The organism is Prevotella scopos JCM 17725 (assembly GCF_018127785.1).
In the GTDB taxonomy this organism is placed as follows: Bacteria; Bacteroidota; Bacteroidia; order Bacteroidales; family Bacteroidaceae; genus Prevotella; species Prevotella scopos.
Window position 1 is genome coordinate 574294 of record NZ_CP072389.1, and the last position, 25189, is coordinate 599482.

Sequence of the window (25189 nt, forward strand, 5' to 3'; positions counted from 1 at the left end):
AGGCTCACTCTTTTTTGAGTGGGCTTTTTATGTTTATTGCTATAGGAATGAAAAGAACTTGAATATTAAGATGATCACTCATACAAATGGATAATTCCATATAGTTTAAGTACAGAATGGACAATGCGCATACAATGTGATTCAGGAATGAATCACCATGAATTTCATATATAATGAGAATGACTGTACTTCATGGGAGAACATCCTGACACAGTTTACTTACTAGCCTGAATTCCATATTTCATAGTACACCTTATTTTATAGAAGGACATTCTAATATTTTAATTCGGTAAGATTCTCATTTACTCATCTGCTTCTAGTATTTATCTATTTATGTAAAATAAATTCAAACTCTAAAAATTCAAAGATGTTCTTTAAGCTTTAAAAAGATGTCATACAGGCTTCTAAAAGGTGCCCTTTTAGAGTCTTGTTAACGCCCTTCAAGGCCCTTGTTAACGCTCTTTTAGAAGTGCCTTTATAACTTATTGACAAAAAGCAAATTACAAAGAGGTTAAAAAAGCCAATTTTGAAGAGATTTTTATGTTTAGGCAATAATTAATTGTAATGTTTTTTTATATTTTGTAGGTTAGTATTTTCGATTATACGCTCTCCTCTCTCCATGAGATGAAGTTAATGACTTATTTCAAAATAAAGGATATCATTGTTTCTCTATAGCAAGACATCTTTTCTTGTTGCTCATTGTATATAGGGTAACAAAAATACATAAAACTTATTTGATAAACTGTAACAAACTAAGAGAAACAATTCAGAGAAAAACGGTTATAATTATTAATTAATAATCATACAACGACCATCAGGATTAATGTCAAAAGTTAGTATATATTGATTCTTACAATAGTTTTGCAGTAAAAGTTTTGAATTACAAAAACTTATTTGTATTTTTACGCTCGAAAACCTAAACACATAATTGTTTAAATCTATATTTAATATATATATGGTACGAGAAAAACAAATCATCGAGTGTGTTCCTAATTTTAGTGAAGGACGTAACAAAGATGTAATCAAGCAGATTACTGATGAAGTTGAACGTGTTAAAGGCGTTAAATTATTAGATGTTGACCCAGGAGAAGCGACCAATCGCACGGTTGTTACCTTCGTTGGCGAACCATCAGTAGTTGTAGAGGCTGCTTTCCGTTGTGTTAAGAAGGCTGCGCAACTTATTGACATGCGACAGCATCATGGTGCTCACCCTCGTATGGGTGCAACGGATGTTTGTCCGCTTATCCCTGTTGCTGGTATCACCTTAGAGGAATGTGCCGTATTGGCACGCCAGTTGGCTGAGCGTATTGCTAACGAACTACAGATTCCTTGCTACTGTTATGAAGCTGCAGCCAAGACTCCAGAACGTAAGAATCTTGCCATTTGCCGTAAGGGAGAGTATGAAGGACTTCCACAGCGTATGTCAGAAGCAGCAGAGGCACCTGACTATGGAGCACGTGAATGGGATGAGCAGTTAGCACGAACAGGCTGTACAGCAGTCGGTGCACGTGACTTCTTGATTGCAACAAACTTCAACCTGAACACAACCTCTACACGTCGTGCTAATGCAATAGCATTTGATGTAAGAGAGAAAGGGCGTCCGATGCGTGAAGGTGGTTCACCTGTGGGTAAGCCAATGAAGGACGAAAAGGGCGAAATCATTATGCAACCCGGTACGTTGAAAGCTACAAAGGCTATTGGCTGGTTCATTGATGAATATGGAATAGCACAGGTGTCAATGAATATAACTGACATTAATATCACACCCCTCCACATTGCCTTTGATGAGGTTTGTCGCTGTGCACAGAACCGAGGAATACGCGTGACTGGTACTGAAATAGTAGGTCTTATTCCTAAACGAACACTCCTTGAAGCTGGAACTTATTTCCTAAAGAAGCAGCAACGTTCAACAGGTATTCCAGAAGAAGACATCATCAAGATTGCCATTATGTCAATGGGCTTAGACGACTTGAAACCATTTAATCCACGTGAAAAGGTGATTGAATATCTGTTGGAAGATGCCGATAAGACTCCAAAACTCATTGATTTGACTGTCAAAGAGTTTGCCAATGAAACTTCACGTGAATCTCCAGCACCTGGAGGTGGTACTATCTCTGCTTATATGGGAGCTTTAGGTGCTGCTTTAGGTACAATGGTAGCCAACCTCTCCAGCCATAAGGCAGGATGGGATGCACGCTGGGAAGAGTTTAGTAATTGGGCAGAAAAGGGTCAGGCAATACAAGCTGAACTAATGATACTCGTTGATGAAGACACAGAAGCTTTTAACCGAATCATGTCTGCCTTTGGTCTTCCTAAGGGTACTGACGAGGAAAAGGCAGCACGCTCTGCAGCAATACAAGAAGCAACACTCTTTGCAACAGAAGTTCCATTGCATACAATGAAGGCTTCATACAAAGTATTTGAACTTTGCCGTGCTATGGCAGAAGAAGGTAATCCTAACAGTGTTTCAGACGCTGGTGTTGGTGTATTGGCAGCTCGTGCTGCTGTACTTGGTGCAGGTTTGAACGTGAAGATTAACGCTTCTGGCTTGAAAGACAAAGAAAAAGCAGAACATTTAGTTGCCGAGGCAAACAAGTTGATTGCTCAAGCTAATGAAGCTGAGGCAGAGATAATGAAGATAGTTGAGGCTAAACTGTAAGGTGTCTTATTATATTATAAGGTCTCTTACACCTTATATATAATAGACATATACTACGCTCCAGCTACCTTTAGTAAGGTGAATAATATATCATTAAAAGGGCAGGTGTACTATGCCTGCCCAACTAAAAAACTACAATAACATAATGATATATAGTGATAGCTTAGTCTGTTATAGGCTTTCGCTATTACCCTTCACTTTCGTAACCTATTCAAATAACTACAACCCAAATAGATCTACTACGTAACTATGACAAAAGAAGAATTTGTAAAAGACATTTGCACAGGTATAGCTGACACGCTACCTGATCCACAAGCATACGACCCTTCTATCAATCACGCACCAAAGCGTAAGGATATTCTCACACAAGAAGAGAAGAAATTGGCGCTGCGCAATGCCCTTCGTTATTTCCCAAAGAAGTTTCATGCTACATTAGCACCAGAGTTTGCAGAAGAATTAAAGCAATATGGTCGTATATACATGTACCGTTTCCGCCCTGCTTATGAGATGTATGCGCGCCCTATCGACGAATATCCGCATAATTCAAAACAGGCGGCAGCAATCATGATGATGATTCAGAACAACCTTGACAAGGCTGTTGCACAACATCCGCATGAGCTGATTACATACGGTGGTAATGGTGCCGTATTCCAGAATTGGGCACAATATCGATTGGTGATGAAGTATTTGAGCGAGATGACAGACGAACAAACCTTGGTGATGTATTCTGGTCATCCGCTCGGACTCTTCCCTTCTCATAAGAATGCTCCTCGTGTAGTGGTAACAAATGGTATGGTAATACCAAACTATTCTAAGCCTGATGATTGGGAACGAGATAATGCCTTGGGTGTAAGTCAGTATGGACAGATGACCGCTGGTTCCTATATGTATATCGGTCCACAGGGTATCGTTCATGGCACAACTATCACCGTTCTGAATGCAGCACGTAAACGATTGAAAGCTGGAGAAACCAGTATCAAAGGTATGCTCTTCGTTACTTCTGGCTTAGGAGGTATGTCTGGTGCTCAACCTAAGGCTGGTAACATAGCTGGGGTAGTAAGTATTACAGCAGAAATCAACCCATTGGCAGCACAGAAGCGTTATGACCAAGGTTGGGTTGACGAACTACATACTTCGCTTGACGAACTAATTCCTGCAGCATTGAAGGCTGTTGAAGAGAAACAAACTGTCTCTATGGCTTATGTTGGTAATGTTGTTGACCTTTGGGAACGCTTAGCAGCAGAAGACATACACGTTGACTTAGGAAGTGATCAGGCCTCCCTCCACAATCCATGGGCAGGTGGTTATTACCCTGTAGGTGTGTCATTAGAAGAATCTAAACGTATGATGGCAGAGGAACCAGCGTTGTTTAAGGAGAAAGTTCAGGAGTCTTTACGTCGTCAGGTGGCAGCTATTAACAAGCTGACAGCGAAAGGTATGTACTTCTTCGACTATGGTAATGCTTTCCTTTTAGAGTCAAGTCGTGCGGGAGCGGACATCATGAAGACTGATGGCAAGTTCCGTTATCCTTCTTATGTACAAGATATTATGGGACCAATGTTTTTCGATTATGGCTTTGGACCATTCCGTTGGGTTTGTTCTTCAGGTAATCCAAAGGACTTAGAAACATCTGATCGCATTGCAACAGAGGTATTAGAGGAAATACGCAAGACGGCAACTCCAGATATTATCGGTCAACTTGACGATAACATTCATTGGATAAAAGAAGCAGGAAAGAACCATTTAGTTGTTGGTTCTCAGGCTCGTATCCTTTATGCTGACTCGGAAGGACGCACCAAGATTGCCTTGGCTTTCAATGAAGCAATACGTAGGGGAGAAATCTCTCGACCTATCGTTTTAGGACGTGATCACCATGATGTGTCGGGAACTGACTCTCCTTTCCGTGAGACTTCTAATATATATGATGGCTCACAGTTCTGCGCTGACATGGCTGTACAGAATGTTATCGGCGACTCTTTCCGTGGTGCAACATGGGTATCTATCCACAATGGAGGCGGTGTTGGCTGGGGAGAAGTTATCAATGGTGGCTTCGGCATGGTGATTGATGGTAGCGAAGATTCCGATCGCCACATCCGTCAGATGCTGCTTTGGGATGTCAATAATGGTATTGCACGTCGCAGTTGGGCACGCAACACAGGCTCTATAGATGCCATTCGAAGAGAGATGGAACGTACTCCAGGACTGAATGTGACGCTCCCTAACTTCGTCGATGATGACATTATTAATACAGCTTTTTAATCCTTTAAGTCTATTATACTAATCCAAAAAACTATGAATAAAATTCATCAAATCAGTGCTGAACATCTTGCTATTGAACAGATTGGTGAGATTATCAAGAACGGCACAAAGCTTGAACTTTCTGAAGATGCTCGTAAACGTATTATCCGCTGCAGAGAGTATCTCGATAATAAAATTAAAGAGTCAGAGACACCAATTTATGGTGTAACAACAGGCTTTGGTTCTCTATGTAAAATTTCAATTGATAAGGATAGCCTATCACAGTTACAGAAGAATCTGGTGATGTCACATGCTTGTGGTATTGGTGACCGTGTCCCTAATGAGATAGTAAAGATAATGTTACTGCTCAAGATACAGTCGCTCAGCTATGGCTATTCTGCTTGCCAGTTGAAGACCATTGAACGACTCATTGATTTCTTCAACAACGATATTTATCCTATTGTATATATGCAAGGTTCATTAGGTGCATCAGGTGACCTCGTCCCTCTGGCTCATCTTTCTCTGCCAATTCTCGGTATGGGAGAAGTTGAATATAAAGGAGAAATCTTCTCTGGTGCAGACATCCTAAAGAAAATGAACTGGGATGCTATTGAACTCGTATCAAAGGAAGGACTTGCACTTCTCAATGGTACACAGAATATGAATGCTTTTGCGGTATGGGCACTCTTGCAGAGCGAGCGATTGAGCGAATGGGCTGACATTATTGGTACGATGTCACTAGAAGCTTACGACGGACGAATTGAACCTTTCACACATGCTGTTCACGCTGTTCGTCCTCACAAAGGGCAGATTGATACTGCAGCACGAATACGAGAGTTATTGGAAGGAAGTGAGCTTATCAAACAACCTAAGGTCAACGTGCAAGACCCTTATTCTTTCCGCTGTATGCCACAGGTACATGGGGCTTCAAAGGATACAATTACTTATGTTAAGTCTGTTATAGATATTGAAGTGAACGCAGCTACGGATAATCCAACGGTATGTCCTGACGAAGACCTTGTCATCTCAGCAGGTAACTTCCACGGAGAGCCTATCGCACAGCCAATGGACTTCCTTGCTATTGCACTCTGTGAGCTAAGCAATATCTCTGAGCGTCGTATCTATAAACTGGTGTCTGGAACCCGCAACCTACCAAGTTTCCTTGTAGCGAAACCTGGAGTGAATAGTGGCTTTATGATTCCACAATATACAGCTGCATCTATTGTTAGTCAGAGTAAGACTTATTGTACACCAGCATCAGTTGATAGTATTCCATCCTCACAAGGACAGGAAGATCACGTTAGCATGGGTGCTAATGCTGCAACAAAACTTTATCAGGTAGTATTGAACACAGAGCGTGTACTTGCCATTGAACTTTTCAATGCAGCACAAGCACTTGAGTTCCGTCGCCCATTGAAGTCTTCTCCAATGATAGAAAGCATACATCAGTCTTATCGTGAGTGTGTTCCTTTTATCGACACAGATGAGTTTATGGCACCACATATCGCCAAGTCTGTTGAATTCTTGCGTAAATAAAAAAGTAATATAGAGGGTATATTTAGATTGATAACAATTTTGATATACCCTCTTTTTGTTTGAATTTCCCACTTTCTCACACTTTCATAGATTAGAAAAACATTGAAATGAAAAGACTAATAATAAAAAACATCGGCTTACTAGCTGGTATAGACCACGACGGAAAGTTATATCTTAAAGGTAAAGAGATGGCAGAATTAAACACACTGTCAGATGCTTATCTTGTCATAGAAGATGGACGATTTGCCGATTATGGTAAGATGAGTAGCTATTCGTCAGCTTATGATAACGATGAAATTATTGATGCCGAAGGTGGAACCATTCTCCCATCATGGTGCGACTCCCATACCCACATTGTCTTTGCTGGTAGTCGAGAGCAAGAGTTTGTTGACAAAATCCGTGGACTTAGCTATGCGGAAATTGCAAAGCGTGGTGGTGGTATCCTTAACTCGGCTGATCGCCTTCATGAACTGAGCGAAGACGAACTCTATCAGCAAGCCATGAAACGTGTTGACGAAGTGATTAGGAAAGGAACAGGCTGTGTAGAAATAAAGAGTGGCTATGGTCTTAACACAGAAGATGAATTGAAAATGCTTCGCGTTATCCGACGCATCAAAGAGACAACCCGTTTGAAAGTTGTTTCAACCTTCCTCGGTGCTCACGCTGTATCAAGGGAATACAAAGGCAGACAAAGTGAATATGTTGATTTGATCATCAACGAGATGATACCAGCTGTGGGTAATGAGAATTTGGCAGAATTCATTGATGTCTTCTGTGATACAGGCTTCTTTACTCCTGAAGAAACTGCACGCATTCTTAAAGCTGGCGCAGAATATGGTATGCGACCAAAGATTCATGCTGACGAATTGGAATCATCAGGAGGTGTAGAAGTTGGTGTAGCATATAACGCTCTGTCAGTAGATCACTTAGAGAGTATGACTGAAGAAGAGATAGAGATATTAAGGAATAGTGAGACTATGCCAACTGCGCTCCCAGGCACCTCTTTCTTCCTCAACCTACCTTTTGCCTTAGGACGAAAGATAATAGATAAAGGACTACCGCTTACTCTAGCGAGTGATTACAACCCAGGGTCAACGCCATCAGGTGACATGAAGTTTATAGTTTCTCTTGGTTGTATCAAGATGCGTTTAATGCCTGCGGAAGCTATCAATGCTGCTACCTTAAATGGTGCATGTGCCATGGGATTAAGCAAGGAGTATGGTTCAATCACACGCGGAAAAGTGGCAAACTTTTTTATAACAGACGCTATCCCTTCTATTGAATTTATCCCTTACGCTTATACAACACCTATCATAAAACGTGTCTTCTTACAAGGAGAGGAGTACATGTAGGCAGTTACCAAAGTCGATGATATCCATTTGTTATTGATGTGGTTATATACTAACTTGGAATTAATATTCAATACAAATGGTAATTATCATCAGATTGAGTGGTACGTAGCATTAATACCAATATTGTTGAACATTAGTACCAATAGTTCGAACTACAAATCTCAATTGAAAAAGGGAAAGAAAGAGTCATTATTGTCATTGCTAACAGGTAAGACAATATTGACTCTTTAATATATCTGCGAATTTTACCTTGTATATTAGAAGTCAATATCACTTTCAAAAGTTAAGAATTTATAAAACAAAAAGCCCATAAACCCCAATAGAGCCTATGGACTTATGTTTTAGTGAGCGAGGATTATGCCTCTGCTGGAGCCTCTGAAGTAGATTCTTCAGCCTGAGCCTCAGCCTGAGCTGCAACGGCAGCAGCCTTCTTGTCTGCAACCTTCTTAGCAATAGCCTCGTTAACTTTCTTCTCAGCCTCAAGGTTATGAGCAGCAGCAGCCTTCTTAGCGTCGGTTACCTTCTTCTCAACAGCCTCTGTAGCTGCATCCTTAGCCTGTTTCCAAGCATCGAACTTCTGCTGGCATGCAGCCTCATCGAATGCGCCCTTCTTAACACCACCACGGAGGTGCTTCATCATGTAAACGCCCTCACCCTTAAGGATGTTACGAGCAGTGTCTGTTGGCTGAGCACCTGTCTCAACCCAATAAAGAGCACGATCAAAATTCAAATCTACTGTGGCTGGATTGGTGTTAGGGTTATAAGTACCAATCTTCTCAGTAAACTTACCATCACGTGGTGCACGAGCGTCAGCGATTACGATGCTGTAGAAAGCATAGTTCTTACGACCACCGCGCTGCAATCTGATTTTTGTTGCCATAATTCTTTAATAAATTTTTAAAGGTTTGAATTTAATGCTGTCATCTCGTGACAGCAACTGCAAAATTACTTCTTTTTTTTCTAACAAACAAATAATCTGATGATTATATTAATGATCGTATGATTTATTTTTAAAGTTTCATCAAGTACCTCGAGAAGTCACAAGTACACTTCGTTAGAACTGAAGCCAAATCATCTTACGGTAATATGAAAACATCCTTGATGATTTTCATGTTTAATAAAGCATCTTCCTTGCGAACGTAAATCATTCAATACTTCACTCAACACCCATTTAAGCGTATCATTTGTCACAGGACGTGTGACTGAAGCATACTTATTGTAAGCTATATCAAAGGTTGTTCCATATAAATGGCAACTATTTTCCGTTGCATTATGATTGTATCGACGAAGTTTTTCAACATCTTCTTTAGTTCTCAAAACACTTGAAATCAGAAGCTTATTAATTGGTACCCCCTTAGTTTGCAAGCTATCCATAAAGTTACGTGCTATATCTTGAAGCAAGATAGCAGCACGAGGTACAAGATAAGGAATACTACTATTAAGCTTCTTCATCTTATAATATGGGTTACTCCCGATATATACCAATTCGTTTTTACGTTTCTCGGCATCAGCTCGGTTGGCAACAGGTTTCACACCATATCGTAAAGCCGCTTCAAGTTGTTGTGGCTGAGAATCTGGAAAACTCTCCTCGTAATCTCTTACGCCGACAATCCTATTCTTCTTTTGTGAACCATCTGCTTTAAAGAAATTTGATAATTTTAAATCAGTTGGAGTTGACTGATCTTTAATCTTAGCGGAATCTACTTTATCCACGTCATGAATACTATCACGATCAAGCTTGGATAGTACTTTCGTCTTATCATGGGCAATAGACGGAAACACTAAACGAATGATAGCTAAAAGAAAAGTTATAGCGATGAAGCTCAATAAAAAGCGCTTCTTGGTAATCTTTGTTTTTTGTTTCATTGATACAAAGGTAATAAGTTTTTGCTAAATGATAATTATGAATTAAGAATAATTTGTAAGTATCATTATTTTATAGTAACTTTGCGAAAAATATAAAGTAGAGAAAATTGATAGAAAAGCATATAGTTCTTGAAGATATAGATCCAGTGGTCTTCTATGGGGTTGGTAATGGTCACCTCCAGATGATAAAATCGCTCTTCCCAAAGTTGAGGATTGTTGCAAGAGACAACGTAGTCCGCATCTTAGGTGATGAAGAAGAGATCGTAAAGATTGAAGAAGACATTGAAACCATGCGTAAGCATGTAGTGCGGTATAACACCATTACAGAAGAGGACATCCTTGATATCGTGAAAGGTCGTAAGACTAAAGCTGATGCGGTAAAGGACGTCCTTATTTATTCTGTATCGGGAAGGCCTATTAAGGGACGATCAGAGAATCAGCAGCAATTGATCGATGCCTTCGAGAAAAGCGATATGATATTTGCTGTCGGACCAGCAGGAACAGGTAAGACTTACCTCAGTATAGCTTTGGCTGTAAAAGCACTGAAGGAAAAGGCAGCTAAGAAAATTATCCTTTCACGCCCTGCCGTTGAAGCTGGCGAGAAACTTGGTTTCCTCCCAGGAGATATGAAGGATAAGATTGACCCTTATCTTCAACCACTTTATGACGCATTGGAAGATATGTTTCCCGCCGTCAAGTTACAGGACATGATGGACAAACATATCATTCAGATTGCCCCCCTGGCATTTATGCGAGGAAGAACGTTGAGTGACGCAGTGGTCATTCTTGATGAAGCACAGAATACAACACCTGCACAGATCCGTATGTTCTTAACACGAATGGGTTGGAACACAAAGATGATTATAACGGGTGACCTCACACAGATCGACCTCCCTCATGCGGAAAAGAGTGGATTAAAGGAGGCGCTTTCCATCTTAGATGGAGTAGATGGTATCTCAGTTATCAATCTTGACAAAAAAGATATTGTAAGACACAAATTGGTTACGCGTATCGTGAATGCCTACGAGGCACACGATAAGGCTAACAAGAGATAGGACTCTATAAACATAAAAACAATGAAAGCATTAACAAAAACTGAATTCCATTTCGATGGACAGAAGAGTGTTTATCACGGCAAAGTGCGTGATGTGTATGACATCAATGACGATCTTATCGTCATGGTAGCAACCGATAGAATCTCAGCATTCGACGTTGTTCTACCAAAAGGAATACCATACAAAGGACAGGTTTTGAACCAGATTGCTGCCAAGTTCCTTGATCTGACAACAGACATCTGTCCTAATTGGAAGTTGGCTACTCCTGACCCTATGGTAACGGTTGGTCTGAAGTGTGAAGGCTTTCGTGTTGAAATGATTATCCGTTCAATCCTTACAGGTTCTGCATGGCGTGCCTACAAGGACGGATGTCGCGAGATTTGTGGCGTGAAACTTCCTGATGGCATGCGTGAGAACGAACGTTTCCCAGAGCCTATCGTTACGCCAACAACCAAGGCTGACGAAGGTCACGACATGAACATCTCTAAGGAAGAGATTATTGAGCAGGGTATTGTTTCTGCAGAAGACTATGCAATCATCGAAGACTGGACACGCAAACTCTTTGCACGTGGTCAGGAGATTGCTGCAAAGCAGGGTTTGATACTTGTTGATACTAAGTATGAGTTCGGTAAGCGTGATGGTCAGTGCTACCTCATTGATGAGATTCACACACCAGACTCAAGTCGTTACTTCTATGCAGAAGGCTACGAGGAGAAACTTGAGAAAGGTGAACCACAGAAGCAGCTTTCTAAGGAATTCCTTCGTCAGTGGCTTATTGAGCATAACTTCATGAATGAGCCAGGACAGAAGATGCCTGAGATTACAGATGAATATGCTGAGATTGTTAGCGACCGTTATATCGAACTCTACGAGCATATCACAGGAGAGAAGTTTGACAAGGCTGCTGAAGACGGAGATATTGCTGCACGTATTGAAAAGAACGTGAAGGAGTACTTAGCTTCAAGAAAGTAAATTGATAAATATTAAATTCATAATTCTAAATTCATAATTTTGATAAGAACTGTTCAGTGCTTAAAACCTAATACGCTCTAATGGTATATCAAAGAATAGTAATCATAATTATGAATTATGAATTATGAATTATGAATTAAACAAATATGTACGAACAGGAAAAGATAAAACCCTACGATGGCGATGGCGAGAAAGGCAAACTCATTGAAAAGATGTTTGACAATATCGCACCAACTTACGACACCCTTAATCACCGTCTTTCAGGAAATATTGATAAAGGATGGCGCAAGAAAGCAATCCATCAACTACTTCCTTTCCACCCCAAGATGATGCTTGACATTGCAACAGGTACTGGAGACTTTGCCATTCTTGCTGCCAAAGAATTAAAACCTAAACAGCTCATCGGTGCAGATATTTCTGAAGGGATGATGGCTATTGGTCGTGAGAAGGTGAAAGCAGCTGGTCTAAGTGATGTCATTTTTTTCCAGAAAGAGGATTGTACGGACCTCTCTTTTCCTGACAACACGTTTGATGCTGTGACTGCAGCATTCGGTATTCGTAACTTCCAAAACCTTGATAAAGGGCTAGCAGAGATTTGTCGTGTACTGAAGAAGGGCGGACATCTGAGCATTGTCGAACTAACTACACCCGTGAAGTTTCCAATGAAACAGCTTTTCCGTTTCTATTCTAACACTTTCCTTCTCAACTACGCAAAATTTATCTCTAAAGATAAAAGTGCTTACGAGTACCTTAACAAAACTGTTGAGGCATTCCCACAAGGTGAAAAAATGATGGATATATTCCACAAAGCAGGCTTTGCGAAAAGCTCTTTTCGTCGATTGACATTCGGCATCTGTACAATGTATTTTGCGGAGAAATAATTTATAGAACAAGGTAAAGATATGGACAAATACGGACTAATTGGCTACCCATTAGGGCATTCCTTTTCTATTGGCTATTTCAATGAGAAATTCGAGAATGAACGCATCAATGCCCAATATTTTAACTTTGAAATCCCATCAATAGAGGATTTCAAAGAAGTTATTGATTCTAATCCGCAGTTACGTGGATTAAATGTTACCATTCCTTATAAGGAACAGGTTATTCCTTATCTTGACAGCCTTAGCCCAGAAGCGAAAGCTATCGGTGCTGTGAATGTTATTCGTGTGACTCACAAAGGAAACAAAACTATACTTAAAGGGTTTAATAGTGACGTTATTGGTTTCACAAGAAGTATTGAACCACTACTTGAACGTCATCATAAAAAAGCACTGATCCTTGGTACAGGAGGTGCCTCAAAGGCTGTCAACTATGGTTTAAAATCACTTGGATTGGAAACGAAGTTTGTGTCACGTACGAAGAAAGCTAACCTCTTTACCTATGAAGAGATAACACCTGAGATTATACATGAGTATAATGTGATTATTAATTGTACTCCACTTGGTATGTATCCTAACACAGAAGTGTGCCCATCTCTTCCTTATGAGGCAATGGATAGCCATACCCTACTCTATGATCTCCTTTATAACCCTGACGAAACTTTGTTTATGGCTAAAGGCCGCGAACATGGAGCCATCGTAAAAAATGGTCTTGAAATGCTTCTCCTTCAGGCATTCGCTAGTTGGGAATTCTGGGAGGGAGAAGAACGAAGGTAAAAAAGGGCTCTAGGACGAGGTTTGTGGGTAATTTGTCATAGAGCCTAAAAATGTGTCAAAAAGTATAGTATCGAACTAAACAAAACTCCTGATTGAGCTTAGTTTTAAAACGCTTAACTCACATTAAATCCCTACTCTTTCATTTACAGCAATGGTGCTGACCCTTCGCACATGTGGTGCATACCATCCGCACCATAAGTGTTAAGCACCCGCACCACATGTGCTAAGCACCCGCACCAAACCGGTGGAAAATCAACACAGAACCCACACGATTCTTTCTAGGGTCAAAAAGGAAAATAGTAAAAAGGTAAAAGAGCAAAAGCGGTGCCCTGACATTATTCTTGTTCGGGCTGATAACCAGTATGATTTGGCATAGATTCATAAGAATAGTTTGTAGTCATTACTATCATTTGTTGAAGTTTTTTAGTTAGTTATTTAGCAGATTCTTTGTAAAATGTAAAAATGACAGCAAACTGAAACTAAACTTTTATTTTAGAATCTTCATACGATTTTTTCACTTAAGAATACTTATCACATCAAAATATAGTACGTTTTTAGTTCTCTGGATAACATCAACCTCTCCTATTTTCTATTATGTAAAATCATAACATTTAATCAATCATTTTGTGTATAAAACAAAAATTATCCCTCGATTCACATCGAGGGATAACAACAACACAAACACAAAATAAAGCAGGATATACCTGCAATATTTCTTTGCTTACTAATCTAGACTTTATTACTTGTAAAAATATTCTACATTATTCCGTCTGCTCTTAGCTTTTCCTGCCATTTCCAAGCAGTTGCAAGAACATCGCCTAATGGTGTATCAGCTTTCCACCCCAGAACAGTATTGGCCTTGGTGCAGTCACCCCAAATCTTTTCAATATCACCTTCACGTCGTGGACCATATTTCCAATTCACCTTAACACCAGTAGCTTTTTCAAAGGTTTCTACAATTTCTTTTGTTGAGTTTCCACTGCCTGTACCAATATTGAAGTATTCTATCTTATCCGTATCTTGATCAAGTACACGTGCCATTGCTGCAACATGGGCTTTAGCCAAGTCAACAACATAAATGTAATCACGGATACAAGTACCATCAGGTGTATTGTAATCATGACCGAAGATGGTAAGTTCCTTTCTTATACCCATAGCTGTCTGTGTAACGAAAGGAATCAAGTTGTTAGGTACACCATTTGGTAATTCACCAATCAATGCTGATGGATGTGCACCGATAGGATTAAAATATCTTAATATTATACTCTTAATATCTGCACCGCTATGAATATAATCTAAAATGATTTGTTCGTTGATTTCTTTTGTGTTTCCGTAAGGTGAAGTTGCTTTCTGATGTGGAGCATCTTCTGTCACAGGGAGGTTTTCAGGATTTGGCTGACCATACACTGTACAAGAACTTGAGAAAATTATTCCCTTGACATTGTACTTTGGCATCAATTCTAAGAGATTCAGCAATGAAACAATATTGTTTCTGTAATACATCAAAGGTTTCTGAACACTTTCGCCAACCGCTTTTGAAGCTGCAAAATGGATAATACCTTCAATCTTTGGATATTTACGGAAGACCTCTTCTGCTGCTTTGTAATTACAAAGGTCAACTTGCTCGAACGCTGGTCTAACTCCTGTTATTTTCTCAATACCATCCAATACTTCAATTTTAGAGTTGGATAAATTGTCCACAATAACAACTTCGTATCCAACCTCAATCAGCTCAACACTTGTGTGTGAACCAATAAAACCAGTTCCACCAGTAACAAGAATCGTTTGTTTCATTTTTATTTAGATTTTTTTTGAGCTAATTTATAGCTAGTAAGTAATGATGCAAAGATAGTGTTTTTTTTATAATCATCAAAAAAAGAACGTGAAAAAATGTATTAACCTATACAAAATCGAAAACTTTTTGTATATTTGCCATTATATAAATAAACATATACCAAGGATATGACAGAAACTGAACAAACACAGCAACAGATTGAACGCTTTTTAAAGAAAATCACACAGAAATTTACTGCTAGCGATTGTGATATGCCTATGACAGATATTCATTTGCGAGTTTCACAAGATAGTGGTGATCTTATGGCTTTTGACGATAGTGATGAAGAGATTACTCGCTGTGTCATAAGTCAATGGATTGATAATAAGAGTGATAATTTTTATCAAGAGGTTTCTTTACTTTTACGTTCAGAATTGAATAGAGTAAAGGACCAAATTGAGAATATGTCTATTATGAAGCCTTATAGCTTTATCCTTGAAGATGAAGATAAAAATAACATCTCAGAACTTTATCTTGTTGATGACGATATTGTTATCATAAACGATGATTTGATGCATGGTTTAGATAGCGACCTCGACAACTTCCTTAAAGATTTATTAAGCAAAGAAGAATGAAAAGAGTTTACTTTATTTTCATCTATATTATATTTTTCCTTTTTCCCTGTTCAGTATATGCTCAACGGCATGAAATCCATGATGATAACTTTCGTTCTTTGCAGGTAATAGCAAATAAAAGATGGATGGATTTACCCATCATGGAACTAAATTCCGGTAAGATTAGTATAGACTTTGATGACCTATCTCATACTTATCGTCGTTTGACCTATCGACTAGAACATTGTGAAGCAGACTGGAAACCTTCTGTTGGACTTTTCGATAGTGATGTTGTCGATGGGTTCATTTCTGGAAATACAATAGATGACGTAAAGGAATCAACACTTACAAACACACTATATACACATTATCATTTAGATATTCCCAATGATAAGTGTCGCCCAAAGTTGTCTGGGAATTATCGTCTCTCTGTATATGACGATGACGATACTAATCATCCTTTGCTTACTGCTTGCTTTATGCTTGTGGAACCTGCTGAGAATTCTATGGGGGTTAGATTGAACATAACAACGCAAACTGATCAGTCTATTAACGGCGAACAACAACAGGTAGAAATGCTTCTTGATTTTGGAAACTACGTTGTAACGAATCCTTATCAGCAAATAAAAACTGTAATTTTGCAAAATCGTAACTGGCTCGATGCTCGTTGGAATAGTAAACCACAATATGTCATGTCTAATAGTTTGCGTTGGTCACACAATCAAGATTATATATTTTGGGCAGGGAATGAATATAGAAAGTTCGAGATACTCTCAACCGATATAGCTTCCATGGGAGTTGACAAGATTGGTTGGGATGGTAACAATTATCATGCTTATCTATTTCCAACAGCACCCATATTGAACTATCTTTATGATGAAGATGCAGATGGTGCATTCTTAATACGAAATTCAGATAATGTAGAGATTAACACAACAAGCGACTATATGCTGACTCACTTTCGATTAAATACACCTTCTCCCTACCCTTACAGAATATTTTTGAATGGAGATTGGACGTACAATCGATTACTTCCAGCTTATGAAATGATCTATAATGCAGCCGGTGGATATTATGAGGCTGTAGTTCCATTGAAGTTTGGCTATTATAACTATCAATTTCTTGCAGCAGACGGACAAGGTAAACTCTCTTCGTTTAGAATAGATAAAAGTCATTATCAAACAGAGAATAGCTATCAATCGCTCGTTTATTTCCGTCCACAAAGTGGTCGTACCGATAAGCTTGTTGGTTATGCAAATGTAAGATTTATCAAAAAATAAGCAGTATAAAAATTCTTGATGTCCATCGCCTTCTGAGATGGTCTGTAGATATAAAAAGTGTATTAAAGGTAGATGCAAAACTGAACCAATCCTTTAATACACTTTTTTTATTTTAATACCCACTATTCCTTTCATTGGAAGGAAAAGCATGCAGGACTTTAAGTCTTAACTAGTCATTCATTGACAATAAAAATTCTTCATTGTTCTCAGTACGTCTCATACGGTCGTGAATAGAGTTCATAGCTTCAATAGAATTCATATCAGCAATATACTTACGGAGAATCCACATACGATCAAGTGTTGTACGATCTTGTAAGAGATCATCGCGACGAGTACTTGATGCAACCAAGTTGACAGCTGGGTAGATACGCTTATTGCTTAAGCTGCGATCAAGCTGCAACTCCATATTACCTGTACCCTTGAATTCCTCGAAGATAACTTCATCCATCTTAGAGCCTGTATCGATTAAGGCTGTTGCAATGATGGTAAGAGAACCACCACCCTCAATATTACGTGCAGCACCGAAGAAACGCTTTGGCTTCTGCAAGGCATTGGCATCAACACCACCTGTCAACACCTTACCAGATGCAGGTGCAACCGTGTTGTAAGCGCGTGCCAAACGAGTAATAGAATCAAGGAAAATAACAACATCGTGACCGCATTCAACCATACGTTTAGCCTTCTCTAATACAATACCAGCAATTTTCACGTGGCGTTCTGCAGGTTCGTCAAATGTAGAAGCAATAACTTCTGCATTTACAGTACGTGCCATATCCGTAACCTCCTCTGGGCGCTCATCAATCAACAACATCATCAAGTAAGCCTCAGGATGGTTGGCAGCAATAGCATTTGCGATATCCTTCATCAAGATAGTCTTACCTGTTTTAGGTTGTGCAACAATCAATGCACGCTGTCCCTTTCCGATTGGTGAAAATAGGTCAACGATACGTGTTGAAAGATTTGTTGTACGAGGGTCACCACATAGCGTAAACTTCTCATCAGGGAAAAGTGGTGTAAGGTGTTCAAAAGGAATACGATCACGTACCTCAGAAGGATTACGACCATTAATCTTATCAATGCTTGTCAGTGGGAAATACTTCTCTCCCTCATGTGGTGGGCGTACGTGGCATTCCACAACATCACCAGTTTTTAAGCCATATTGCTTAATCTGATTGTTTGCTATATAAACATCATCAGGTGATGATAAGTAGTTATAATCACTTGAACGTAAGAAACCATAACCATCAGGCATTACTTCAAGAACACCATTAGCCTTGATAATGTCAGAGAAATCATAGTTGGCATTGTTTACAACAGGAGCATTCTCATAGATAGGAGTTGATGGCAGGTGTGCAGGTGTTGTAGGCTGATCAAACATGTCATAGTTTGGTACAATACCTTGATCCTCTATCGGCAAATCTACTATAGGAATGAAATCGGTACCATCTCCAGGGTCTCCCGGCCATATACCATCAGGAAGTTCTGAGTAACCAGCAGCTTCCATATTCATGTTATGTGCGTTTACTTTTTCTTGAAGACGTGCTAACAATTCTTCTTTATCTTCACCCTCATCTTGCGGAGTTACGTTAGAGAATTGATCTTCTGGAATAAAATCTTCAGATGTAGAAGGCTCTAACTTCTCTTCTTTCTCCTCCTCTTTCATCTTTTCTGTATTTTTCTGCTCTGCTTCTTTTGCCTTTATTGCAGCTTCTGCGGCAGCAATGGCTTCTAGCTCAGCTTTAGATTTACGGCCACGATGTTTAGGGATAGATGCTAATATCTCTTCTGGTGATTTCTCGTCATTCTGTTCTACCTTCGTTTGTGGTAACTCTTTAAAAAGTGATTGTTGAGCTGTGGCCGTATTTTTGTTCTTTTGCACGTCGAAGTTTTCTCCCTCATCACCATGAACTGAATATACTCGGTCAGTATCTTTTCGTGCTATTCTGGTACGCTTCCGCTTGGACTCTAAAGGATGTGCTGTACCTGCTTCTTCCGCTTGGCGGTCAAGAATAGCATAAACGAGCTTGTCTTTATCATCTCCAGGTGAATAAACAGCCCCAGTGCTCTGAGCAATAGCTTCAAGCTCTGAAACTCCTTTCTCTAATAATTCTTCTTTGCTTAACATATAAATATGTATCGAAAATTTCTTTGATTGTGTGGATGTTTCATAAGGTGAAACATCATTGAATGATATCTTTTTGTGGCGCAAAGGTATAATTTTTATTTGAACCTTACAAGAAAATAACTTATCTTTTTTAATATTCTTTTAGTAAAGAGAATTAAGGCAGCATATATTAAAGTCGTCCTTTGCTGGTAAGATACATATATGGCTCTGTTTTAGATATTAAATACTCCTAGACAATGAGAATGAATTCCTAATGTCTGGGAGTATTTTATATTATGATTTAATTACTTGTTATATTATTAACTTTACTGATGCTGTTCACGTAGAAGATCATTGACTGTCTTTACAGGATTGAAAGTATCGAGTGGTACTTCGATAAAGATTGTATTCCAATCGCTCATAGCACCGTTCCATAAACCTGGAAGTTCTAAGGCTTTGAGTTCATGGCCATTCTTAGATTTAGAGCTTATAAAACCTGTAGATTTATCAACATATTTTGTCAAGTCAAAAGCATTTCCCATATAATCCTTGATGGCGCAAACAAGGTCAACAGGATTGAAGTGGGTTCCTTCTGTAAACATCTTCATTGATGCTTCATCATTCTTATCAATCTGCGAACTCTCAAGAATTTGAAGACTTACTGTGGCATCATGGTTATAGGCAAGAAAAGGACCACCACCAGGTTCACCTACATTCTTCACCATACCACATACACGCATTGGCCTGTTTAATTTCTTGTATAAATATTCTGCGAGTGCTGCATCATCAAGGGATACAACATCATGCTTTTCGCAAGAAAGTTCGTTCTGCAAGAAGTTTAGCATTTCTTCCTGTTCTGTATGTGAACAACCACCCTTCTGCAATTTACGAAGATAAGCGAAGGTACGCTCTTGTAAAGCAACTAGTTTACCCGCAATGATCATTTTCCAAATGATGGTATCTTCCTTCAAACTGTCTGGCACCACGTTATCAATATTCTTGATAAATACAATATCTGCCTCTAAGTCATTCAAATTCTCTATCAAGGCTCCATGACCACCTGGGCGGAACAATAACGAGTCATCTTCATTACGGAAAGGTGTGTTGTCAAGGTTTACTGCTATTGTATCTGTGCTAGGCTTTTGTTCTGAGAAGGAAATATCAAACTTCACTCCAAACTTAGCTTCATATTTAGCTTGTTTATCAGTTACCTTTTGTTTAAATAATTGTAAGTGCTCGTGTGAAACGGTGAAATGAACGTGAGCCTGTTTATTACTTTCTGCATATCGAGCTGCTTCAACCAAGTGTTCTTCCATTGGAGTGCGTTCTCCATCGTTATAAGAATGGAACAATAGCAAACCCTTAGGGAGCTGTCCGTAATTCATTCCTTCCTTATTCAGTAGCGTTGCAACAACGGCTTTGTATTGCCCATTAGCCACCAGTTCATCTACACTCTTACCTTCTAACTGTTTACATTTTTCTGATAATTCGTCAAAAAAGGCAAACCTGTGGATCTTAGAGAAGAACTCTTTTTCAAAATCACTTACTGGAACTTCGTTATTTCCATTAAGGAAAGCAAAGAGATCTTTGAACATACGACTTGCTGCACCAGACGCTGGAACAAACTTAACAACCTTGTGTCCCTCTGTCTGATAATGTTGCCATTTATGACAGGCATCCTCGCATGCTTCTTTATCAAGTACTATGACACCTTTCTTAGGTGTTGCCGCACCTTCAAGTTTCAAATAAGGGAAGCCTTTTTTAAAATCTTCCAATTGCCTATTAATCTGTTCTTCACTGATTCCTTTGTCGTGAATTTGTTTTAGGTCTTGTTCCTTTAACATAATGGTAAGGTGTTAAAAAGATTGTATTTTATCTGCAAAAATAACGAATTAAAGCGAAATAAAGAAGTTATTTGATACATTAATTCTTAATTATATCAATTTTCTTTGTATCTTTGCCTTTGAATAATAGTTATTTATTATGCCTATGGAAGAGAAATTCATTTATACGGATAAAGAAAGAGAATTATCTGAACAGATATTTGAAGGTTTTAAAGAAACACTTGGGCAAACGTTTTATGGGACAGATCTTCCTAAATTGCGCGAACATCTGAATAAGGTTGTATCAGATAACAACATCCATCGTAATGTATTCGGTTTAAACCCAATCCTCTGCTCATTGCAGACAGCAGCGATTGCTGTAAAGGATATCGGTTTAAATCGTGATTCAGTTGTTGCAATTCTCCTGTATCAGAGTGTTCAGGAAGGAATTCTCACACTTGAGAACATTAGTAAGGCATATGGCGAGGGTGTGTCAAAGATTATCCATGGGCTTATACGCGTTCAGATACTTTATCAAAAGACTCCAGTTATCGAAACTGAAAACTTCAGAAACCTTCTCCTGTCTTTCGCCGAAGACATGCGAGTCATTTTGATTATGATAGCTGATCGTGTCAATCTTATGCGGCAAATTCGTGATGTTGAGAATAAGGAGGCACAACGAAAAGTGTCTGAGGAAGCAAGCTATCTTTATGCACCTTTAGCTCATAAGTTAGGTTTATATCAGTTAAAGAGCGAGTTAGAAGACCTATCCTTGAAGTATCTTGAACACGATGCTTACTATCATATAAAGGATAAGTTAAACGCTACAAAGAAGGTTCGTGATGCTTATATCAGCAGTTTTATCAATCCTGTTAGCGAACAACTTAAGACAGCTGGTCTTAAATTCCATATAAAAGGCAGAACAAAGTCAATTCATTCTATCTGGCAGAAGATGAAGAAGCAAAAATGTGCCTTTGAAGGTATTTATGACCTCTTTGCCATCCGTATCATTCTCGATTCACCAGAAGATAAGGAGAAGATGCAATGTTGGCAGGCATATTCTATTGTAACCGATATGTATCAGCCAAATCCAAAACGACTACGTGACTGGCTCTCTGTTCCAAAGTCTAATGGATACGAATGTCTTCACATCACCGTACTTGGTCCTGACAAGAAGTGGGTAGAAGTGCAAATTCGTACAGAGCGTATGGATGAGATTGCCGAACATGGACTTGCAGCACACTGGAGATATAAAGGCGTAAAGGCTGAAGGCGGTATGGATAACTGGTTAGCTTCTATTCGTTCAGCACTCGAGGCCGGTAATAACCTGGAAGTAATGGATCAGTTCAAGTCTGACCTTTATGAAAAGGAGATTTATGTCTTCACACCAAAAGGCGACTTATTAAAGTTCCCAAAAGGTGTAACAGTTCTCGACTTTGCTTATCACATTCACTCAAAGATAGGAAATCAATGTGTCGGAGGAAAAATCAATGGTAAGAATGTTTCCTTCCGTACCGAGTTACATAGTGGTGATTCTGTTGAGATTTTAACTTCAACAACGCAAAAGCCTAATCGTGATTGGCTGAATATCTGTAAGTCATCACGTGCAAAAGCAAAGATACGTCTTGCATTGAAAGAAACTCAGATAAAGGATGGTCTTTATGCCAAGGAATTGCTCGAACGAAGGTTTAAGAACAAGAAAATTGAGATAGAAGATTCTACAATGGGCTATCTCATTCGTAAGTTAGGCTTCAAGGAAGTTTCTGAATTCTATAAACAGATTGCTGACGAGAAGCTTGATCCAAACCATGTTATTGAGGAATATCAGAAGGCCTACAACCATGTTCATAACCTCAATCAACCTAAAGAGGCTGAAAGTGCAGAAAACTTCGAGTTTGAAAGTCATACAACAGAATATATAAAGAATAATGATGACGTCCTTGTTATCGACAAAAATCTCAAAGGATTAGACTTCTCTCTTGCAAAGTGTTGCCACCCTATCTATGGTGATCCTGTCTTTGGCTTTGTGACAGTTAGTGGCGGAATCAAGATTCATCGTGAGGATTGTCCTAATGCACCAGAGATGCGTAAACGTTTTGGCTATAGAGTTGTTAAAGCACGTTGGAGCGGCAAGGGAACTTCTCAGTATGCAATTACACTTCGTGTCATAGGTAATGATGATATCGGTATTGTGAGTAACATTTCGAATATCATTTCAAAAGATGAGAAGATAGTAATGCGTTCTATTAATATCGATTCGCATGATGGTCTTTTCTCTGGCAACCTTGTTGTTCTGCTTGATGATAATTCAAAGTTGAATATGCTCATTAAGAAACTAAGAACTGTCAAGGGTGTTAAAGAAGTAGTGAGGATATAAAATTATCTAATAGTTCAGCCCCCTTCTCTATCATACTATTGTGGTGGAGAATGGGGCTTGTTTATTCGTTGTAATTCCATTATATGTATTTTTATCGCAGTAGGAAAAGGGTGGGAAATAGATACACAAAAAGCTAATGATAAAAAGGGCTTTCAACTTTTGAATAACAAGTGTGCTAAAACAAGAAAGATATTATATTGCGTTGTCAGGTATTGGACTATTTATGGATAGTTGGACTATTGTAAGCTATTAAAATCTTTAAGAGCATAAAGAAACTTAGAGATAAATTGAGGCATCCCCTGCAAATATGAGATACATTTGTTGAGGGATGCCTTGTTATTTTATCTATGCTTTCATTGTTTCTTGTAATATGCAATCATTCGTTGGAGGAGGCTCAATGCCTACCTTATCACCATAAAGAAAGTATCAAAGGTTTCTAGGGAGAAAACTTCGATCCCCAATATACCATCTTTAGCTGTTGTGCACATGCCCCGCACCAATGGTGCAGAGGCTTCGCACAGTATGTGCGGGTGCTTAGCACCAAACGTGATGAAACTTAACGCTAGATAAAGGATATCTGAACAGAATTGTCTGAGTGCTATACATTGGTTATTAGTCCATTGTATTCACTCGTTCAATACGTTTCGACAAAGCTTTAGATTTTGGACTTAGTTTTCCTTTAAGATACTTTTCCATCATCAACCCAGCTATTGGAGCAGCTGCATCAGCACCAAAACCTCCATGCTCAATATATACAGAAATGGCAATCTTAGGCTCATTCATTGGTGCAAAACCGATGAAGACAGAATGGTCTTTACCTGCGTTCTCGGCTGTACCTGTCTTACCGCAAACTGGATAGCTTGTTCCATTAAGAATGGTTGCAGTTCCTTTTGTTACTGCGAGTCGCATACCTTCTATCACGCTTGTATATATATAGGGAGGGACTTTTGTATGATGAGGAGTCAAGAAACGTGAAGGTAGAGGTGACCAATCTACGTTCTTATGAATGTGGGGTGTAAAGAAGAAACCACGGTTGGCTATCGATGCAGCTAAATTACATAATTGTAAAGGTGTGGCAGTGATATCTCCTTGACCCATACCAGCCCACATAATAGTCTTTGGACTCCAGTTATTTTTATAACGACGTGATAGATAGTTCACATTTGCAACTAAACCACCCTTTTCTCCAGCCATATCAATACCTAATGGACCACCAAGTCCCATACTCGTAATGTATTCCCACCAAGTTGTTACAGCTTTTTCCTTTGAACCATATTTATCTATATTACCTAACATGGAAAGATATGATTTCAGAAACCAGGTGTTGCAAGATACTGCAATAGCACCACGTAATGCTTCGGGAGAGTAGTGAGGATGGCATTTAACCTTTATATTTCCATCACGAAAGCCATCATGACAAGCAACCTTTGTTTCAGGCTTAACGATTCCTTCAGCGAGGAAGGTCAGTGCTTGTGCTGGTTTAATTGCAGAACCAGGAGGATAGGCTGTTGCAATGGCCAGGGCGTCATTCGAACCTGTAGGTGAATTTGTCACCATACAGAGTACTTCTCCCGTAGCTGGATCTATTGCAACAATGCTACCCTTCTTACCTTGCATTAATTTTGTTCCAAGTTCTTGAAGCAGTGGACGGAATGTTAATAGTGGTTCTTCGTAAAATTCTTGTGCTTGTACACTACTCATTGTAAAAAGTAGTAGTAAAAAAGCTATAGTACGAAAAAACATAATAGTCTTGTTTATAGTTATTTTATACATATTTATTAAATTCTTTATTGATGTAATATTTGCCATTAGTTTAGAGAATTTATATCTCAAAAAGCTGTTGATATTTTCTTCTTTTAGGGCTATTTTATGCTCTTGCTCTTC

At 39.0% G+C, this 25189-nt stretch carries 17 protein-coding genes; 11 read left to right on the forward strand and 6 right to left on the reverse strand.

Translation table 11 applies throughout. The features are described 5' to 3' along the window. Positions 1 to 955: 955 nt before the first annotated feature. From ftcD to hutI, 4 genes are all read left to right on the forward strand, one after another. Positions 956 to 2659 carry a glutamate formimidoyltransferase gene (gene ftcD / locus J4856_RS02145; RefSeq protein WP_065368039.1) on the forward strand — a complete coding sequence of 568 codons (1704 nt, stop codon included), beginning with the start codon at positions 956 to 958 and terminating at the stop codon, positions 2657 to 2659. A 249-nt stretch (positions 2660 to 2908) separates the two neighbouring features. Further along, positions 2909 to 4918 carry a urocanate hydratase gene (gene hutU, locus J4856_RS02150; protein ID WP_025838605.1) on the forward strand — a complete coding sequence of 670 codons (2010 nt, stop codon included), beginning with the start codon at positions 2909 to 2911 and terminating at the stop codon, positions 4916 to 4918. 33 nt (positions 4919 to 4951) lie between these two features. Next, entirely contained in the window at positions 4952 to 6433 is a 1482-nt protein-coding gene (gene hutH / locus J4856_RS02155) for a histidine ammonia-lyase (RefSeq protein WP_025838603.1), read from the forward strand. Positions 6434 to 6540: 107 nt separating this feature from the next. Further along, positions 6541 to 7785 carry an imidazolonepropionase gene (hutI, locus tag J4856_RS02160; protein ID WP_065368040.1) on the forward strand — a complete coding sequence of 415 codons (1245 nt, stop codon included), beginning with the start codon at positions 6541 to 6543 and terminating at the stop codon, positions 7783 to 7785. A 355-nt stretch (positions 7786 to 8140) separates the two neighbouring features. Here hutI and J4856_RS02165 read toward each other — a convergent pair whose 3' ends face one another. Together J4856_RS02165 and J4856_RS02170 are read right to left on the reverse strand one after the other, a co-directional pair. After that, positions 8141 to 8665: a 30S ribosomal protein S16 gene (locus J4856_RS02165; RefSeq protein ID WP_025838601.1), complete on the reverse strand. Its 525-nt coding sequence runs from the start codon at positions 8663 to 8665 to the stop codon at positions 8141 to 8143. Positions 8666 to 8856: 191 nt separating this feature from the next. Beyond that, on the reverse strand, positions 8857 to 9651 hold the full coding sequence (locus J4856_RS02170) for a DUF5715 family protein (protein WP_025838599.1): 795 nt from the start codon (positions 9649 to 9651) through the stop codon (positions 8857 to 8859). A 107-nt stretch (positions 9652 to 9758) separates the two neighbouring features. Between J4856_RS02170 and J4856_RS02175 the strand changes: the two genes are divergently transcribed. From J4856_RS02175 to J4856_RS02190, 4 genes are all read left to right on the forward strand, one after another. Continuing rightward, the gene (locus J4856_RS02175; RefSeq protein ID WP_025838597.1) at positions 9759 to 10706 is read left to right on the forward strand and encodes a PhoH family protein; all 948 of its coding nucleotides are present in this window, start codon (positions 9759 to 9761) and stop codon (positions 10704 to 10706) included. 21 nt (positions 10707 to 10727) lie between these two features. After that, a complete protein-coding gene (locus J4856_RS02180; protein WP_025838594.1) occupies positions 10728 to 11678 on the forward strand; it encodes a phosphoribosylaminoimidazolesuccinocarboxamide synthase in 951 nt (316 codons plus the stop codon). A gap of 146 nt (positions 11679 to 11824) precedes the next feature. Further along, positions 11825 to 12559 (forward strand): bifunctional demethylmenaquinone methyltransferase/2-methoxy-6-polyprenyl-1,4-benzoquinol methylase UbiE, encoded by a 735-nt coding sequence (gene ubiE / locus J4856_RS02185; RefSeq protein ID WP_065368041.1) that lies wholly within the window; start codon positions 11825 to 11827, stop codon positions 12557 to 12559. A 21-nt stretch (positions 12560 to 12580) separates the two neighbouring features. Further along, positions 12581 to 13333 carry a shikimate dehydrogenase family protein gene (locus J4856_RS02190; RefSeq protein ID WP_025838591.1) on the forward strand — a complete coding sequence of 251 codons (753 nt, stop codon included), beginning with the start codon at positions 12581 to 12583 and terminating at the stop codon, positions 13331 to 13333. 756 nt (positions 13334 to 14089) lie between these two features. Here J4856_RS02190 and galE read toward each other — a convergent pair. Further along, positions 14090 to 15127 carry a UDP-glucose 4-epimerase GalE gene (gene galE, locus J4856_RS02195; RefSeq protein WP_025838589.1) on the reverse strand — a complete coding sequence of 346 codons (1038 nt, stop codon included), beginning with the start codon at positions 15125 to 15127 and terminating at the stop codon, positions 14090 to 14092. 168 nt (positions 15128 to 15295) lie between these two features. Here galE and J4856_RS02200 point away from each other — a divergent pair, with 168 nt between their 5' ends. Both J4856_RS02200 and J4856_RS02205 read left to right on the forward strand, forming a co-directional pair. Continuing rightward, positions 15296 to 15742, forward strand: coding sequence for a hypothetical protein (locus tag J4856_RS02200; RefSeq protein ID WP_025838587.1), 447 nt, complete (start codon positions 15296 to 15298; stop codon positions 15740 to 15742). Next, entirely contained in the window at positions 15739 to 17001 is a 1263-nt protein-coding gene (locus J4856_RS02205; RefSeq protein WP_025838584.1) for a type IX secretion system plug protein, read from the forward strand. The genes J4856_RS02200 and J4856_RS02205 overlap by 4 nt, the downstream gene beginning before the upstream one ends. Positions 17002 to 17170: 169 nt before the next feature. Here J4856_RS02205 and rho read toward each other — a convergent pair whose 3' ends face one another. Both rho and J4856_RS02215 read right to left on the reverse strand, forming a co-directional pair. Next, positions 17171 to 19126, reverse strand: coding sequence for a transcription termination factor Rho (gene rho / locus J4856_RS02210; RefSeq protein ID WP_025838583.1), 1956 nt, complete (start codon positions 19124 to 19126; stop codon positions 17171 to 17173). Between the two features lie 305 nt (positions 19127 to 19431). Further along, entirely contained in the window at positions 19432 to 20949 is a 1518-nt protein-coding gene (locus J4856_RS02215; protein WP_025838581.1) for a DUF4301 family protein, read from the reverse strand. 145 nt (positions 20950 to 21094) lie between these two features. On the opposite strand from J4856_RS02215, the gene J4856_RS02220 reads away from it, so the two are divergent. After that, positions 21095 to 23305, forward strand: a complete 2211-nt coding sequence (locus J4856_RS02220; protein ID WP_065368083.1) for a RelA/SpoT family protein — start codon at positions 21095 to 21097, stop codon at positions 23303 to 23305. 612 nt (positions 23306 to 23917) lie between these two features. Here J4856_RS02220 and J4856_RS02225 read toward each other — a convergent pair. Further along, on the reverse strand, positions 23918 to 25078 hold the full coding sequence (locus J4856_RS02225) for a penicillin-binding transpeptidase domain-containing protein (protein ID WP_025838579.1): 1161 nt from the start codon (positions 25076 to 25078) through the stop codon (positions 23918 to 23920). Between the last annotated feature and the right edge of the window lie 111 nt (positions 25079 to 25189).

What these genes read in the sequence shown, in the direction of transcription:
- J4856_RS02215 (WP_025838581.1), bottom strand. Translation starts at nt 20,949, where the DNA reads ATGTTAAAGGAACAAGACCTAAAACAAATTCACGACAAAGGAATCAGT.
- ubiE (WP_065368041.1), top strand. Translation starts at nt 11,825, where the DNA reads ATGTACGAACAGGAAAAGATAAAACCCTACGATGGCGATGGCGAGAAA.
- J4856_RS02170 (WP_025838599.1), bottom strand. Translation starts at nt 9,651, where the DNA reads ATGAAACAAAAAACAAAGATTACCAAGAAGCGCTTTTTATTGAGCTTC.
- J4856_RS02180 (WP_025838594.1), top strand. Translation starts at nt 10,728, where the DNA reads ATGAAAGCATTAACAAAAACTGAATTCCATTTCGATGGACAGAAGAGT.
- hutH (WP_025838603.1), top strand. Translation starts at nt 4,952, where the DNA reads ATGAATAAAATTCATCAAATCAGTGCTGAACATCTTGCTATTGAACAG.
- galE (WP_025838589.1), bottom strand. Translation starts at nt 15,127, where the DNA reads ATGAAACAAACGATTCTTGTTACTGGTGGAACTGGTTTTATTGGTTCA.
- J4856_RS02225 (WP_025838579.1), bottom strand. Translation starts at nt 25,078, where the DNA reads ATGTATAAAATAACTATAAACAAGACTATTATGTTTTTTCGTACTATA.
- rho (WP_025838583.1), bottom strand. Translation starts at nt 19,126, where the DNA reads ATGTTAAGCAAAGAAGAATTATTAGAGAAAGGAGTTTCAGAGCTTGAA.
- J4856_RS02190 (WP_025838591.1), top strand. Translation starts at nt 12,581, where the DNA reads ATGGACAAATACGGACTAATTGGCTACCCATTAGGGCATTCCTTTTCT.
- J4856_RS02220 (WP_065368083.1), top strand. Translation starts at nt 21,095, where the DNA reads ATGGAAGAGAAATTCATTTATACGGATAAAGAAAGAGAATTATCTGAA.
- J4856_RS02165 (WP_025838601.1), bottom strand. Translation starts at nt 8,665, where the DNA reads ATGGCAACAAAAATCAGATTGCAGCGCGGTGGTCGTAAGAACTATGCT.
- hutU (WP_025838605.1), top strand. Translation starts at nt 2,909, where the DNA reads ATGACAAAAGAAGAATTTGTAAAAGACATTTGCACAGGTATAGCTGAC.
- J4856_RS02205 (WP_025838584.1), top strand. Translation starts at nt 15,739, where the DNA reads ATGAAAAGAGTTTACTTTATTTTCATCTATATTATATTTTTCCTTTTT.
- J4856_RS02200 (WP_025838587.1), top strand. Translation starts at nt 15,296, where the DNA reads ATGACAGAAACTGAACAAACACAGCAACAGATTGAACGCTTTTTAAAG.
- ftcD (WP_065368039.1), top strand. Translation starts at nt 956, where the DNA reads ATGGTACGAGAAAAACAAATCATCGAGTGTGTTCCTAATTTTAGTGAA.
- hutI (WP_065368040.1), top strand. Translation starts at nt 6,541, where the DNA reads ATGAAAAGACTAATAATAAAAAACATCGGCTTACTAGCTGGTATAGAC.